The organism is Achromobacter sp. SX5, from assembly GCF_056711425.1.
Genome location: NZ_CM160041.1, coordinates 2,255,002 through 2,270,090, shown reverse-complemented (window position 1 = coordinate 2,270,090; position 15,089 = coordinate 2,255,002). Strand labels below are relative to the sequence as shown.

The window sequence follows — 15,089 nt, the reverse complement described above, 5'->3', positions numbered from 1 at the left end:
CGGATTTCTTGGCGCGGGCGCTTAGTGCGCGGCCCACTGCACGGTGTTCAAGTCGATGCCTTCCTTGGCCATTTCCCACAGCGGCGACATATCGCGCAGCTTGCCGACGCGGCTCTTGATGAGCTCGACGGCGAAGTCGACTTCCTGCTCGGTGGTGAAGCGGCCCAGCGTGAAACGGATCGAGCTGTGCGCCAGCTCGTCGTTGCGGCCCAGGGCGCGCAGCACGTAGGACGGTTCCAGGCTGGCCGAGGTGCAGGCCGAGCCGCTGGAGACGGCCAGTTCCTTGATCGCCATGATCAGGGACTCGCCTTCGACATAGTTGAAGCTGACGTTCAGGTTGTGCGGCACGCGCTGGTCCATGTCGCCGTTCAGGTAGACCTCTTCGATCTGCGACAGGCCTTTCCAGAGGCGGTCGCGCAACATGCGGATGCGCTCGTTCTCGGTGCCCATTTCCTCGCGGGCCAGGCGGAAGGCCTCGCCCATGCCGACGATCTGGTGGGTGGCCAGCGTGCCCGAGCGGAAACCGCGCTCATGGCCGCCGCCGTGCATCTGCGCTTCGATGCGGATGCGCGGCTTGCGGCGCACGTACAGGGCGCCGATGCCCTTGGGGCCATAGGTCTTGTGGGCCGAGAACGACATCAGGTCGACCTTGAGCTTCTGCAGGTCGATTTCCACCTTGCCGGTGGCCTGCGCGGCGTCGACGTGGAAGATGATGCCCTTCTCGCGGCAGATTTCGCCCAGGGTTTCCACGTCCTGGATCACGCCGATTTCGTTGTTCACCATCATCACGGACACCAGCACGGTGTCGGGGCGCAGCGCGGCCTTGAAGGTGTCCAGGTCGATCAGGCCGTTGTCCTTGACGTCCAGGTAGGTCACTTCGAAGCCCTGGCGCTCCAGCTCGCGACAGGTGTCGAGCACGGCCTTGTGCTCGGTCTTGACGGTAATGATGTGCTTGCCGCGCTCGGAGTAGAAGTTCGCGGCGCCCTTGATGGCCAGGTTGTCGGATTCCGTGGCGCCGGAGGTCCAGACGATTTCGCGCGGGTCGGCGTTGACCAGCTTGGCGACTTCTTCGCGGGCGCGCTCGACGGCCTCTTCCGACTCCCAGCCGAACGCGTGGCTGCGCGAAGCCGGGTTGCCGAAGTTGTCGTACAGCCAGGGCACCATCTTTTCAACGACGCGGGGATCGACGGGCGTCGTGGCGGAATAGTCCAGATAGATCGGGCGGGTGGTCATTTCTACAACTCCTACTACTTATACGGTGGCATTGGCGGCGACGGTCGCGGTCGGGGCATTGGCGGCATTGGCGCCCCCCACCCGGTTGACGCGGACTGCGCAGGCCTGTGCCTGATTGTTGGCTTCCTGCAGCTGGCGCACGCGCTGCTGATCGACCAGATCCTGCAGCGACACCGAGTCCAGGTAATCGACCATCTTGCGGTTGAGCGTGGCCCAGAGTTCGTGCGTCATGCACTTGCCCGGCTTGCCGTCGTTGCCGCTGGTACAGTCGCGCTTGCCGCCGCAGCTGGTGGCGTCCAGCGGCTCGTCCACGGCGAAGATGATGTCGGCGACGGTCACGTTGCGCGCCAGGCGGGCCAGCGAATAGCCGCCGCCCGGGCCGCGCACGCTGTCCACGAGTTCGTGGCGGCGCAGCTTGCCGAACAGCTGTTCCAGGTAGGACAACGAGATATTCTGACGCTGGCTGATGGCCGCAAGCGTGACCGGACCGCTATGCTGCCGCATAGCCAGGTCGATCATGGCAGTCACGGCGAAACGCCCTTTGGTAGTTAGCCGCATGGTAGGTTCCCAGTGATTCGGCAACGGCCGCCGGCGAATCCAGCGGCCAATACCCGAGTAATTGGCTCAAGTATAGCCTAATCCCGACTAATTTGGTATGGCACCGGCCTAGAAAAAACCGCGCATATGCGCGGTTTTTCATTGCCAGGCACTTCCGGGAACCGCACACAGGCGGTTCCAAGTACGGAATCAGGCTGCCTGGTACTGGGTTGCGCGCTTGCGCACCAGTTCGAGCACACCCTGACAGGCGTCTTCGAGGTAGTCCAGAACCTTGCCGAAACCGTCGGCGCCGCCATAGTAGGGATCGGGCACGGTGGCCTCTTCGAACTCGTTGGCAAAGCGCATCAGCAGCATCAGCTTGTGCTGGTAGGCCTTGGGGCACTGCTGCTGCATGGCCGAGAGGTTGTCCCAGTCCATGGCGAGGATCAGGTCGAAATCGCGGAAATCTTCCGCGGTGACCTGACGCGCTTCGCAGTGCGTGATCTCGTAGCCGCGCTTGCGCGCTGCGGCCTGCGCCCGGGCATCAGGCGCCTCGCCGATGTGAAACGCGTGCGTGCCCGCGGAGTCGATGCGAACCACATCGCTCAAACCCGCGTCATTCACCAAATGGCGAAACACGCCCTCTGCGCTCGGCGAGCGACAGATATTGCCCATGCAAACGAAAAGTACCTTGGTCATCATGGGTGTAAGTGTGCGGGAAAACCCGAGATAAGGCAAGTTTTTTTTGCGTTTGCGTAAATGGCTCAGGGCAAATATGTCCCCATCACTTTTTCATATGATTCAATGGCTTGCATCAACAATCAAAAGCAACGCTTGAACTCCGGGGCGGGATAATCGACGGCGCCGCAGGCGGGCGATTGCAACGCAACAGATCGGCGGCCGATTCAGCAAGGTGTCAGCAAAAAGACACAACAAGATACGTCAGACGGCGCCGTCCAGCAGCACCCGCTGTTTCAGCGCGGTCAGGGCGTCGCGCGCCGCCGCGGCCTGCTCGAATTCCAGGTTGCGGGCGTGGTCCATCATCAGCTTTTCCAGGCGCTTGATTTCGCGCGCCATGGCCTTTTCGTCCTTCATGAATTCGGCCGGCACCGCCGCTTCCAGCGCGTCGTGCTGGGTCGGCGCGACGATGCCGTCGATGAGCTCGCGCACCGCCTTCTGCACGCCGCGCGCCGTGATGCCGTGGTCCTCGTTGAACTGCAGCTGCTTGTTGCGGCGGCGGCCGGTTTCCTCGATGGCGCGCTGCATCGAATCGGTGATGCGGTCGGCATAGAGGATGGCGTGGCCGTTCAGGTTGCGCGCGGCCCGCCCGATGGTCTGGATCAGGCTGCGCTCGGAACGCAGGAAACCCTCTTTGTCGGCGTCCAGGATGGCGACCAGCGACACTTCGGGAATGTCCAGGCCTTCGCGCAGCAGGTTGATCCCCACCAGCACGTCGAAGGTGCCCAGGCGCAGGTCGCGGATGATCTCCACCCGCTCGACCGTGTCGATGTCGGAGTGCAGGTAGCGCACCCGCACGCCGTGCTCGCTCAGGAAGTCCGTCAGGTCCTCGGCCATGCGCTTGGTCAGGGTGGTGACCAGCACCCGTTCGCTGCGCGCCACGCGTTCCTTGATCCGGCCCAGCAGGTCGTCGACCTGGGTGCGCGCCGGCAGCACCTCGACCAGCGGATCGACCAGGCCGGTGGGACGCACCACCTGCTCGACGACGTTGTCGGCGTGCTCTTTCTCGTAGGCGGCCGGCGTGGCCGAGACGAATACGCACTGGCGCATGCGGGCCTCGAACTCCTCCAGCCGCAGCGGCCGGTTGTCCAGCGCCGAGGGCAGCCGGAACCCGTACTGCACCAGCGTCTCCTTGCGCGAGCGGTCGCCGCGGTACATGCCGCCCAGCTGGCCGATGGTGACGTGGCTTTCGTCGATGAACATGAGCGCGTCGGCCGGCAGGTAGTCGATCAGGGTGGGCGGCGGCTCGCCCGGGGCGGCGCCCGACAGGTGGCGCGAGTAGTTCTCGATGCCCTTGCAGAAGCCCAGCTCCTGCAGCATCTCCAGGTCGAAGCGGGTGCGCTGCTCCAGGCGCTGGGCCTCGACCAGGTGGCCGTCGTCGGTGAAGCGCCTGACGCGTTCGCGCAGCTCTTCCTTGATGGTCTCGATGGCGCGCAGCACGGTGTCGCGCGGCGTTACGTAGTGCGAGCCGGGATAGACGGTGAAGCGCGGCAGCTTCTGGCGGATGCGGCCGGTCAGGGGGTCGAAGAGCTCCAGGCTTTCGACCTCGTCGTCGAACAGCGTCAGGCGCAGCGCCAGCTCGGGGCTTTCGGCCGGAAAGATGTCGATGGTCTCGCCGCGCACGCGGAAGGTGCCGCGCGTGAAATCGGCGTCGTTGCGGGTGTACTGCATGGCGACCAGGCGCGCCAGGATCTCGCGCCGCGAGATCTGGTCGCCGGCGCGCAGGATCAGCACCATCGCGTGGTAGTCGCCAGGATTGCCGATACCGTAGATACACGACACCGTGCCCACGATGATGGTGTCGCGGCGCTCCAGCAGGCTCTTGGTGGCCGACAGCCGCATCTGCTCGATGTGCTCGTTGATGGAGGAGTCTTTCTCGATGAACAGGTCGCGCGTCGGCACGTAGGCCTCGGGCTGGTAGTAGTCGTAGTACGAGACGAAGTACTCGACCGCGTTCTTCGGGAAGAACTCGCGCATCTCGGCGTAGAGCTGCGCGGCCAGCGTCTTGTTGGGGGCCAGCACCAGCGCGGGCCGGCCCAGGCGCGCGATGACGTTGGCCATGGTGTAGGTCTTGCCCGAACCGGTCACGCCCAGGAGCGTCTGGAACATCAGGCCGTCTTCGACGCCCTGGACCAGGCCGTCGATGGCGGCGGGCTGGTCGCCGGCCGGCGGATATGGCTGGTACAGGTGAAACGGGCTGCCCGGAAAGTCGATGAAGCCGCCGCCGGCAACGGCTGGCACGCCATCGTCCCCGGCGACGACGGCTTCCACGCTCGGGTCTATTGTGGGCTTAGGCATGCTAGACTCTTCCAGGGTAAACCCCCCATTATCCACAGCACCCCGGACTGCGTCCACCCACCTCATCAGACTCCCATGAGCACCCTTTTCGATTCCGTCGAACTCGCGCCGCGCGACCCCATTCTTGGCCTGAACGAACAATACAACGCCGACACGCGTCCCGGTAAAGTCAATCTGGGCGTGGGCGTGTACTACGACGACGAGGGCCGCATCCCCCTGCTGGGCGCGGTGCGCAAGGCTGAAACCGCCCGCATCGAGGCCGCCGCGGCCCGCGGCTACCTGCCGATCGAAGGTATCGCCGGGTACAACGCCGGCGCGCAGGCCCTGCTGCTGGGCAAGGATTCCGCGCTGGCCGCCGCCGGCCGCGTGCTGACCACCCAGGCCCTGGGCGGCACGGGCGCGCTGAAGATCGGCGCCGACTTCCTGCGCCAGCTGCTGCCCTCTTCCAAGGTCCTGATCAGCAACCCGAGCTGGGAAAACCACCGCGCGCTGTTCGAGCGCGCCGGTTTCGAAGTCGGCACCTACGCCTACTACGACGCCGCCACCCGCGGCCTGGACTTCGACGCCATGCTGGCCGACCTGAAGGCCGCTCCGGCCAAGACCGTGGTCGTGCTGCACGCCTGCTGCCACAACCCCACCGGCGTGGACCCCACCATGGACCAGTGGAAGCAGATCGCCGCCGTGGTCAAGGAAAACAATCTGGTGCCGTTCCTGGACATCGCCTACCAGGGCTTCGGCGACGGCCTGACGGAAGACGCCGCGGTCGTGCGCATGTTCGCCGACCTGGACCTGACCATGTTCATCAGCTCCTCGTTCTCGAAGTCGTTCTCGCTGTACGGCGAGCGCGTCGGCGCGCTGACGGTCGTGGCCGGCAGCAAGGACGAAGCCGCCCGCGTGCTGAGCCAGCTCAAGCGCGTGATCCGCACCAACTACTCCAACCCGCCCACCCACGGCGGCACGGTGGTGTCCACGGTGCTGAACACGCCCGAACTGTTCGCCATGTGGGAACAGGAACTGGCCGGCATGCGCGACCGCATCCGCCTGATGCGCAAGCAGCTGGTCGAGAAGATCCAGGAACACGGCGGCAAGCAGGACTTCAGCTTCGTGCTGCGCCAGCGCGGCATGTTCTCGTACTCGGGCCTGACCGCCGCCCAGGTGGACCGCCTGCGCGAAGAGCATGGCGTCTACGCCGTGTCCAGCGGCCGCATCTGCGTGGCCGCGCTCAACAGCGGCAACATCGACAAGGTCGCCAAGAGCATCGCCGCGGTGCTGTAAACGGCCCGCCATCCGGCCTCAAACGGGACCCGCGGGTCCCGTTTTTTATGGACGCCCGCCCACGGCTTGCTTTTTTGCGCTGCGTCCCCCAGAATGGCCGCTGTATATATGTACAGTCCGCCAGCAACGGATCATCGCCATGGCCAGCAAACTCACCGATCGCCAACAGCAAATCCTGGATCTCATCAGGCAAACCGTCGCGCGCACGGGTTTTCCGCCCACACGCGCCGAGATCGCGCAGGCCCTGGGTTTCCGCTCGCCCAACGCAGCCGAAGACCACCTCAAGGCGCTGGCGCGCAAGGGGGCCATCGAGCTCACCGCGGGCGCCTCGCGCGGCATCCGCCTGAAGGACGCCGCCGGCGCGCCCGCGCAGGCATCCCTGCCCATGCCCGCCCTGGCGCAGCTCTTGCTGCCGCTGGTGGGCCGCGTGGCCGCCGGCAGCCCCATCCTGGCGGCCGAACACGTCGAACGCGAGGTCGGCGTGGACCCCAACCTGTTCGCCCAGGCGCCCGACTACCTGCTGAAGGTGCGCGGCATGAGCATGCGCGACGCCGGCATCCTCGAAGGCGACCTGCTCGCCGTCAAAAAAGCGTCCGAGGCCCGCAACGGCCAGATCGTGGTGGCCCGCCTCGGCGACGACGTCACGGTCAAGCGCCTGCAGCGCCAGAACGGCCATATCGAGCTCCTGCCCGAAAATCCGGACTTCCAGACCATCGTGGTCGGGGCCGACCAGGATTTCGCGCTGGAAGGCATCGCGGTGGGGCTGATTCGTACGCACGCGCTGCATTGAGCCTGCGCGCAGGCATAAAGAAACCCGCCTAGGCGGGTTTCTGTTTGGGCGGCCGAACCGGTCAGTGCTTGAGCACCGGATCGGTCGAGCCTTCGGCGGGCTTGGCCACCAGGGGCTCCTTGACCGCTTCTTCCTCGGCCAGGGGCTCGGGCAGGCGTTCCAGCGCCAGCTCCAGCACCTTGTCGATCCAGCGCACCGGCACGATCTCGAGGTGGTTCTTGACGTTGTCCGGAATCTCCGCCAGGTCCTTGACGTTTTCTTCCGGGATCAGAACCATCTTGATCCCGCCGCGGTGGGCGGCCAGCAGCTTTTCCTTCAGGCCGCCGATGGGCAGCACTTCGCCGCGCAGCGTGATCTCGCCGGTCATGGCGACGTCGGCGCGCACCGGGATGCGCGACAGGGCCGACACCATGGCCGTGGTGATCGCGATACCGGCGGACGGGCCGTCCTTGGGCGTCGCGCCTTCCGGCACGTGCACGTGCATATCGTGCTTCTCGAACACGCTGTCGGCAAAGCCCAGGCGGCGGGCGCGCGAGCGCACCACCGTGCGGGCCGCCTCGACCGATTCCTTCATCACGTCGCCCAGCGAACCGGTGCGTTGGATGACGCCCTTGCCGGGCATGTCGGCGACTTCGATCGTCAGCAGGTCGCCGCCGACTTCGGTCCACGCCAGGCCGGTGACCTGGCCGATTTGGTTTTCCTTCTCGGCCATGCCGAAGGCGTAGCGGCGCACGCCCAGGTATTCGTTCAGGTTCTCACCCGTCACGTTGACCGGCTTGACCTCGGGCGTCTTGCCCTCGGCCTTGGCGCGGTCGGCCTGGGTCAGCAGCTGCTTGATGACCTTGCGGCAGATCTTGCCCACTTCGCGTTCGAGCGCACGCACGCCGGCTTCGCGGGTGTAGTAGCGCACGATGTCGCGCAGCGCGCTGTCGTCGACGGTCAGCTCGCTATCCTTGACGCCGTTGTTCTTCATCAGCTTGGGCAGCAGATGGTCGCGGGCGATGTGGATCTTTTCTTCCTCGGTGTAGCCCGACAGGCGGATCACTTCCATCCGGTCCAGCAGGGCCGGCGGAATGTTCAGCGTGTTGCTGGTGGCCACGAACATGACGTCGGACAGGTCGAAGTCGACTTCGATGTAGTGGTCCTGGAATGTGTGGTTCTGTTCCGGGTCCAGCACTTCGAGCAGGGCCGACGAGGGGTCGCCGCGGAAATCCATGCCCAGCTTGTCGATTTCATCGAGCAGGAACAGCGGATTGCGCACGCCCACCTTGGACATGTTCTGGACGATCTTGCCCGGCATGGAGCCGATGTACGTGCGGCGGTGGCCGCGGATCTCGGCTTCGTCGCGCACGCCGCCCAGCGCCATGCGCACGAACTTGCGGTTCGTGGCCTTGGCGATGGACTGCCCCAGCGAGGTCTTGCCCACGCCCGGAGGGCCGACCAGACACAGGATCGGCGCCTTCACCTTGTCCACGCGCTGCTGCACGGCAAGGTATTCCAGGATGCGTTCCTTGACCTTCTCCAGGCCATAGTGGTCGTTGTCCAGCACCGCCTCGGCGTTGCTGATGGAATTGTTGATCTTGCTCTTTTTCTTCCAGGGAAGATTGATGAGCGTATCGATGTAGTTGCGCACCACGGTGGCTTCGGCCGACATGGGCGACATGAGCTTGAGCTTCTTGAGCTCGGCATCGGCCTTCTTGCGCGCCTCTTTGGGCATGTGCGCGGCGATGATCTTCTTTTCGAGCTCTTCGATGTCCGCGCCCTCTTCGCCCTCGCCCAACTCCTTCTGAATGGCCTTGACCTGCTCATTCAGGTAGTAGTCGCGCTGGCTCTTTTCCATCTGCTTCTTCACGCGGCCGCGAATCCGCTTCTCGACCTGGAGGATGTCGATTTCGGTTTCGAGCTGCGTGAGCAGGCCTTCGAGGCGCTCGGAGGTGCCGACGATCTCGAGCATTTTCTGCTTCTGCTCGAGTTTCAGCGGAAGATGCGCGGCGATCGTGTCGGCCAGGCGCCCGGCATCGTCGATGCCGGCCAGCGAGGTCAGGATCTCCGGGGGGATCTTCTTGTTCAGTTTTACGTACTGCTCGAACTGGGCGACGATCGCGCGGCGCAGGGCCTCGGTTTCGGAGCCCTGCATGGCGTCGGGTTCGATCGGCGACACCTGGCAGGTGAAGTGCGAATCGGCGTCTTCGATGCTGTTGATGCGGGCGCGCTGGGTGCCCTCGACCAGCACCTTGACGGTGCCGTCGGGCAGCTTGAGCATTTGCAGGATGCCGGCGACGCAGCCGATCTCGTAGACGTCTTCGGGCGTGGGATCATCCTTGCCGGCGGATTTCTGGGCCACCAGCATGATGCTTTTGCCCGCTTCCATCGCAACCTCGAGCGCGCGGATCGAGCGCGGACGGCCGACGAACAGCGGGATGACCATGTGCGGGAACACCACCACGTCGCGCAGTGGGAGCAGGGGCAGGTCGATCGGGTCGGAAGGCAGGGTCTGGCTGGCAGACATAGGAGGTTCCTCGGTATGACTCGGCGTATCGGGGACGGTTGGCCCGATTTTCGGACCAAGCACGTCAGTTACGTCTGTTATGGGAACAATAGCCGAAAATTCAAGATCTCGGCGCCTCGATAGCCCAAAGGTTAAAAAAACCCCGCGGGGGCACCTTCAGTATGCAGGGGACAGGGCCGGGAGAAAAGCGGATTTCCCCCGACGGTACGCCTGGAGACAAAAAAACCCGTTACGAGAACGGGCTTTTTTGAAATATCAGGCCGCGGCGTCCCTGACTTCTCCCCGCTCCGGCTTGTCCGTCGCGGCGGCTTCGTCGGCGTAGATCAGCAAGGGCTTGCCGTCTCCGTCGATGGCGCCTTCGTCCAGCACCACGCGCTTGACGTTGCCCTGGGAAGGCAGGTCGTACATGGTGTCGAGCAGGGCCTGCTCGATGATGGAGCGCAGGCCGCGGGCGCCGGTCTTGCGGCGCAGCGCCTTGCGGGCGATCGCCTTGAGGGCGGCGGGCCGCACGTCGAGCTCGGCGCCTTCCATGGCGAACAGCTTCTGGAACTGCTTGAGCAGGGCGTTCTTGGGCTCGGTGAGGATCTGCACCAGCGCGGCCTCGTCCAGCTCGTCCAGCGTGGCGACCACCGGCAGGCGGCCGACCAGCTCGGGGATGAGGCCGAACTTGATCAGGTCTTCCGGCTCGACTTCGGAGAACAGCTCGCCCACGCCGCGTTCGGACTTGGCGCGCACCGAGGCCGAGAAGCCGATGCCCGATTTCTCGGTACGGTCGCGGATGACCTTTTCCAGCCCGTCGAAGGCGCCGCCGACGATGAACAGGATGTTGGTCGTGTCGACCTGGACGAAGTCCTGGTTGGGGTGCTTGCGCCCGCCCTGCGGCGGCACCGAGGCGACCGTGCCTTCGATCAGCTTGAGCAGGGCCTGCTGCACGCCCTCGCCCGACACGTCGCGGGTGATGGACGGGTTGTCCGACTTGCGCGAGATCTTGTCGATTTCATCGATGTAGATGATGGCGCGCTGCGCCTTTTCCACTTCGTAGTTGCAGTTCTGCAGCAACTTCTGAATGATGTTCTCGACGTCTTCGCCCACGTAACCGGCTTCGGTCAGCGTGGTGGCGTCGGCCATGACGAAGGGCACGTTCAGCATGCGCGCCAGCGTCTGGGCCAGCAGCGTCTTGCCCGACCCGGTGGGGCCGATCAGCATGATGTTGCTCTTGGAGAGCTCGACCTCGTCGCCCTTGATCTCGCCGTGGCGGATGCGCTTGTAGTGGTTGTAGACCGCCACCGCCAGCATGCGCTTGGGCGAATTCTGCCCGATCACGTACTGGTCGAGGAAGGTCTTGATTTCAGCCGGAGTGGGCAGCTCGGAACGAATCGCCGCGCGCGCGGTGGCCTGCGCCTCTTCGCGGATGATGTCGTTGCACAGATCTATGCATTCATCGCAGATGAATACCGACGGACCCGCGATCAGCTTGCGGACTTCATGCTGGCTTTTATTGCAAAACGAGCAATGCAGCACTTTTGCGTCTGCCGATCCCTTTTTTTCAGGCATATTTCTTTCGTATCTCAGGTAAAGATGCGCCAGCCCAGCGAAGGTCTGGCGCATGCGCTTACTCAAATATGGTGGCAGCGGGTTCGAATATCAACCGGGAAGTCAGCCTTCCGTGCGGGAGCTCATTACCTTGTCCACCAGTCCATACGATACCGCATCTTCGGCCGACATGAAGTTGTCACGCTCCGTGTCTATGCCGATGCGCTCCATCGTCTGGCCGGTATTGTCGGCCAGGATGCGGTTCAGGCGCTCGCGCAGGTCCAGGATTTCGCGGGCCTGGATCTGGATGTCCGAGGCCTGCCCCTGGGCGCCGCCCGAGGGCTGGTGGATCATGATGCGGGAGTTGGGCAGCGTGAAACGCTTGCCCTTCTTGCCCGCCGCCAGCAGGAACGCGCCCATGCTGGCCGCCAGACCGGTGCACAGCGTGGACACGTCCGGCTTGACGAACTGCATCGTGTCGTAGATGGCCATGCCCGCGTACACCGACCCGCCGGGCGAGTTGATGTACAGGGAAATGTCCTTGTCAGGATTCTCCGATTCCAGGAACAGCAACTGCGCGACGACCAGGTTAGCCGTCGCGTCGTTGACCGGTCCCACCAGGAAAATGAGCCGCTCGCGGAGCAGACGCGAATAGATGTCGTAGGCGCGCTCGCCGCGCCCCGACTGCTCGATCACCATGGGAATGTAGCCCAGGCCGGTAGGGGTCACCGACGACCCGCCGTTCATTGCCGCATAGAAATCGGTGAATCTCTGCATAGTGTTACGCCATCCCCATCAACTGATCGAAAGGCACCTTCTCTTCGGTGACCTTGGCCTTTTCCAGCACGTGCGCGACGACATTGTCTTCCAGCACGATCGCCTCGATTTCAGCACGACGCTGGCGGTCGGCCAGGTAATAGCTGACAACCTGGGCGGGTTGTTCGTAGTTCTGGGCGAACTCTTCGATGCGCGCGCGCACCTGCTCGGGCTTGGCCTGCAGCTGGGCTTGCTTGACCAGTTCCGAGACCAGCAGGCCCAGGCGGACGCGGCGCTCGGATTCGGTCGTGAAGGCTTCGGCCGGGATCGGCACGGACTCGGCGTTGGGGATGCCGCGCTGCTTCAGTTCTTCGCGGGCGGCGGCCACGCGGCCTTGCACGTCGTTGTCGACCAGGGCCTTCGGCACGTCGAACTTGCCGGCTTCGACCAGGGCGTCCATCACGCTGGACTTGGTGCGGCCTTGCGAGCGCACCTTGACTTCGCGTTCGATGTTGCTGCGGATGTCGGCCTTGAGCTTTTCCAGGTCGCCTTCGGGCTGGCCGAGGGACTTGGCGAATTCGCCGTTGAGTTCGGGCAGCACGCCTTCGGCCACTTCCTTCACGGTGATCGTGAATTCGGCGGTCTTGCCGGCGACTTCCTTGCCCTGGTAGTCATCGGGGAACTTGAGCGGGAAGACCTTGGTGTCGCCGGCCTTCAGGCCGCGCGCGGCTTCTTCGAACTCGGGCAGCATGCGGCCCTGGCCCAGCACGAAGGGGAAGTCTTCGGCCTTGCCGCCTTCGAACGGCACGCCGTCGATGGTGCCGGCGAAGTCCAGCGTGATGCGGTCGCCGTCGGCGGCGGCACGGCCTTCGCGGGCTTCGAACGTGGCGCGCTGCTTGCGCAGGACGTCCAGGGTCTTTTCGACTTCGGCGTCGGTGACGGCGGTTTCGTAACGGGTGACGGCCAGCGCCGACAGGTCGGGCACGGCGACTTCGGGGTAGACCTCGAACGTGGCGGTGAACGCCAGCGTGTCGTCGGCGACGCCTTCGGTCTTGGGTTCGAGGTTCGGGGCGCCGGCGACGCGCAGTTTGGCGCCGTCCACGGCCTGCTCGAAGGCACGGCCGACTTGGCTATTGATCACGTCGTAGCGGATGCCGGGGCCATGGCTGCGCTCGAGCATGGCGAGCGGGGCCTTGCCCGGACGGAAGCCGGGGACCTTGGCGGTCCGGGCCACGCGCTTCAATTGCGCCTGGACTTCCTTTTCGACGTCGGCCACCGAGACGGCCAGATCAACACGGCGCTCCAGGCCGGAGAGGGTTTCAACCACAGGCTGCATTAAAAGACCTATATTCCGAGAGATAAGAGATAACGGGCGGATAAACACGCCATTTTACCGGAAAGTTCCGGACCGCTGACGCAAAGAGGCGCGAGCACCCGGATAAGTCCGGATACTCGCGCCCCGTTTTCCACTCCGCATGGGGCGGAAAAACGCCTGCCGGCGCCTTACTTGGCCTTGGCGATGCGCTCTTCGATGTGCTGCGCGCGCTTGGCCGAGGACGGATGCGAGCTCATCATATCGCTCTTGCCGCCGTCCAGTTCGGCCAGCTTCTGGAACGCGGTCACCAGGCCGCGGGTGTTCTGCTTCTTGGACTGCAGCAGGTCGAACGAGTAGTCGTCGGCGGCGCTTTCCTGCGATTGCGAGAACTGCGCGTTGATGAACTTCTCGGTCAGGTCGCCCAGCTGCGACGAGCTGAGGGCGGCGACCGTCGCGCCGCCCGCCGCGCCGGCGGCGTCGCGCGCGGCCGAAACCGTGTAGGCGGTCTGCATGGCCTTCTTGCTGTGGCCCAGCGCCACGTGGCCGATTTCGTGGCCGACCACGCCCATTACTTCGTCGTCGGTCATCATGTCCATCAGGCCGCTGTAGACGCGGATGCAGCCGTTGGCCATGGCCCAGGCGTTCACGTCCTTGGTGATGTAGACCTTGTAGCTGGCCTTCTGGCCGTTGACCGTGCCGCCCAGCGCCTTGGCGATCTTCTGCAGGCGGGCGTCGTACTTGCTGCCGGGCGCGGCGATCTTCTCCTGCGAATCGCTCTGGGCGCACGACTTGTCCGAAAGCGTCTTGATTTCGGCGTCGCTCAACGTGGCGGCCTGCACGACCTTGCTGCCGGCGCCGACCAGTCCGCCGATGTCCAGCGCATGCGAGACGGAATAAGGGGCAAGCGCGACGGCCAACGCGGCCACGGTGTAGCGGATCTTCATGGGAACAAACTCCTCTTGAGTGGCTCTATGCCAACGAGGCGGCAATTCTATATATGGCCAATGTGCTCCGAACGTTTCGGCACACAGTTTCGCAAATGCCAGTTTTTCTTACATAAAACCCCGGCAGACGGCGGGCAATCGTGCTATCGGCCATGGCCCGCCGTCATGAAAACGGATGCACGCCGCCACATGCCGTTGATAGAATTGCGCCCGCTTTTTTCGCACACATCTACGGCTCGCACCCAACATGATTCATAACTCCCCTCCCCGCCTGGGCCTGCTGCCCGGCCTGATCTTCAGTTCCCGCTGGCTGCAGCTGCCGCTGTACCTGGGCCTGATCGTGGCGCAAGGCGTCTACGTCATGCTGTTCCTGAAGGAGCTGTGGCACCTGCTCACGCACGCCACCAGCTTCGGCGAGATGGAGATCATGCTGCTGGTGCTGGGCCTGATCGACGTGGTCATGATCTCGAACCTGCTGGTGATGGTGATCGTCGGCGGCTACGAGACCTTCGTCTCGCGGCTGCGCCTGCAAGGCCATCCCGACCAGCCGGAGTGGCTCAGCCATGTCAACGCCAGCGTGCTCAAGGTCAAGCTGGCCATGGCCATCATCGGCATCTCGTCGATCCACCTGCTGCGCACCTTCATCGAGGCCGGTACGCTGGGCACGGCCAACGCGCGCTTCACCGAAGCCGGCGTCATGTGGCAGACCATCATCCATGCCCTGTTCATCTTCTCGGCGCTGGGCATCGCGCTGGTCGACAAGCTCTCCACGCCCGCCAGCCACGCCAAGCACTGACGGCGCCGCGGCTACGCGGAGGCGAAAAAAAAACCCACGCATGCGCGTGGGGTTTTTTCATGCGGCCGCTGAGATCAGGCCGCGACCTTGATGTTCTTCGCACTGGGCCCCTTGGGCCCGGTGCCCACGTCGAAGGTGACGCGCTGGTTTTCCTGCAGCGACTTGTAGCCTTCGCTGCGGATCTCGGAGTAGTGCGCGAAAAGATCCTTGCTGCCGTCGTCGGGCATGATGAAGCCATAACCCTTTTCGGCGTTGAACCACTTAACGATGCCGGTTGCCATGGAGTGTCCTTGACCTATGAAAAGCGATTGCTCGCGGGGCGCCAGATCATCAAGGATGGGAGAGGAAACAACCGCTGCACCACT

At 64.3% G+C, this 15,089-nt stretch carries 13 protein-coding genes; 3 read left to right on the top strand and 10 right to left on the bottom strand.

The genetic code is table 11. The annotated features are described in order from the left end of the window. Positions 1-21: 21 nt before the first annotated feature. The 4 genes from AC1M14_RS10785 to uvrB form a co-directional block, all read right to left on the bottom strand. Complete coding sequence (locus tag AC1M14_RS10785; protein WP_102772089.1) at positions 22-1,233, bottom strand: IscS subfamily cysteine desulfurase; 1,212 nt, start codon at positions 1,231-1,233, stop codon at positions 22-24. An 18-nt stretch (positions 1,234-1,251) separates the two neighbouring features. Next, the gene (gene iscR / locus AC1M14_RS10780) at positions 1,252-1,791 is read right to left on the bottom strand and encodes a Fe-S cluster assembly transcriptional regulator IscR (protein WP_062682794.1); all 540 of its coding nucleotides are present in this window, start codon (positions 1,789-1,791) and stop codon (positions 1,252-1,254) included. A 189-nt stretch (positions 1,792-1,980) separates the two neighbouring features. Then, positions 1,981-2,472 (bottom strand): low molecular weight protein-tyrosine-phosphatase, encoded by a 492-nt coding sequence (locus AC1M14_RS10775; RefSeq protein WP_042794076.1) that lies wholly within the window; start codon positions 2,470-2,472, stop codon positions 1,981-1,983. A 240-nt stretch (positions 2,473-2,712) separates the two neighbouring features. Next, on the bottom strand, positions 2,713-4,806 hold the full coding sequence (uvrB, locus tag AC1M14_RS10770) for an excinuclease ABC subunit UvrB (RefSeq protein ID WP_246842352.1): 2,094 nt from the start codon (positions 4,804-4,806) through the stop codon (positions 2,713-2,715). A 75-nt stretch (positions 4,807-4,881) separates the two neighbouring features. Here uvrB and AC1M14_RS10765 point away from each other — a divergent pair, with 75 nt between their 5' ends. Together AC1M14_RS10765 and lexA are read left to right on the top strand one after the other, a co-directional pair. Continuing rightward, positions 4,882-6,081 (top strand): amino acid aminotransferase, encoded by a 1,200-nt coding sequence (locus AC1M14_RS10765; protein WP_102772090.1) that lies wholly within the window; start codon positions 4,882-4,884, stop codon positions 6,079-6,081. A gap of 139 nt (positions 6,082-6,220) precedes the next feature. Next, positions 6,221-6,871, top strand: coding sequence for a transcriptional repressor LexA (gene lexA, locus AC1M14_RS10760; RefSeq protein WP_102772091.1), 651 nt, complete (start codon positions 6,221-6,223; stop codon positions 6,869-6,871). A gap of 61 nt (positions 6,872-6,932) precedes the next feature. Here lexA and lon read toward each other — a convergent pair whose 3' ends face one another. The 5 genes from lon to loiP form a co-directional block, all read right to left on the bottom strand. Beyond that, the gene (lon, locus tag AC1M14_RS10755; RefSeq protein WP_102772092.1) at positions 6,933-9,380 is read right to left on the bottom strand and encodes an endopeptidase La; all 2,448 of its coding nucleotides are present in this window, start codon (positions 9,378-9,380) and stop codon (positions 6,933-6,935) included. A 255-nt stretch (positions 9,381-9,635) separates the two neighbouring features. Beyond that, complete coding sequence (gene clpX, locus AC1M14_RS10750; protein WP_102772822.1) at positions 9,636-10,934, bottom strand: ATP-dependent Clp protease ATP-binding subunit ClpX; 1,299 nt, start codon at positions 10,932-10,934, stop codon at positions 9,636-9,638. 102 nt (positions 10,935-11,036) lie between these two features. After that, positions 11,037-11,690 (bottom strand): ATP-dependent Clp endopeptidase proteolytic subunit ClpP, encoded by a 654-nt coding sequence (gene clpP, locus AC1M14_RS10745; protein ID WP_102772093.1) that lies wholly within the window; start codon positions 11,688-11,690, stop codon positions 11,037-11,039. A gap of 4 nt (positions 11,691-11,694) precedes the next feature. Beyond that, complete coding sequence (gene tig / locus AC1M14_RS10740; RefSeq protein WP_102772094.1) at positions 11,695-13,005, bottom strand: trigger factor; 1,311 nt, start codon at positions 13,003-13,005, stop codon at positions 11,695-11,697. A gap of 167 nt (positions 13,006-13,172) precedes the next feature. Next, positions 13,173-13,928: a metalloprotease LoiP gene (loiP, locus tag AC1M14_RS10735; protein ID WP_479731543.1), complete on the bottom strand. Its 756-nt coding sequence runs from the start codon at positions 13,926-13,928 to the stop codon at positions 13,173-13,175. 247 nt (positions 13,929-14,175) lie between these two features. Between loiP and AC1M14_RS10730 the strand changes: the two genes are divergently transcribed. Beyond that, a complete protein-coding gene (locus tag AC1M14_RS10730; protein WP_102772096.1) occupies positions 14,176-14,724 on the top strand; it encodes a TIGR00645 family protein in 549 nt (182 codons plus the stop codon). Between the two features lie 74 nt (positions 14,725-14,798). Here AC1M14_RS10730 and AC1M14_RS10725 read toward each other — a convergent pair whose 3' ends face one another. After that, the gene (locus AC1M14_RS10725; protein ID WP_042794090.1) at positions 14,799-15,005 is read right to left on the bottom strand and encodes a cold-shock protein; all 207 of its coding nucleotides are present in this window, start codon (positions 15,003-15,005) and stop codon (positions 14,799-14,801) included. Positions 15,006-15,089: the final 84 nt, after the last annotated feature.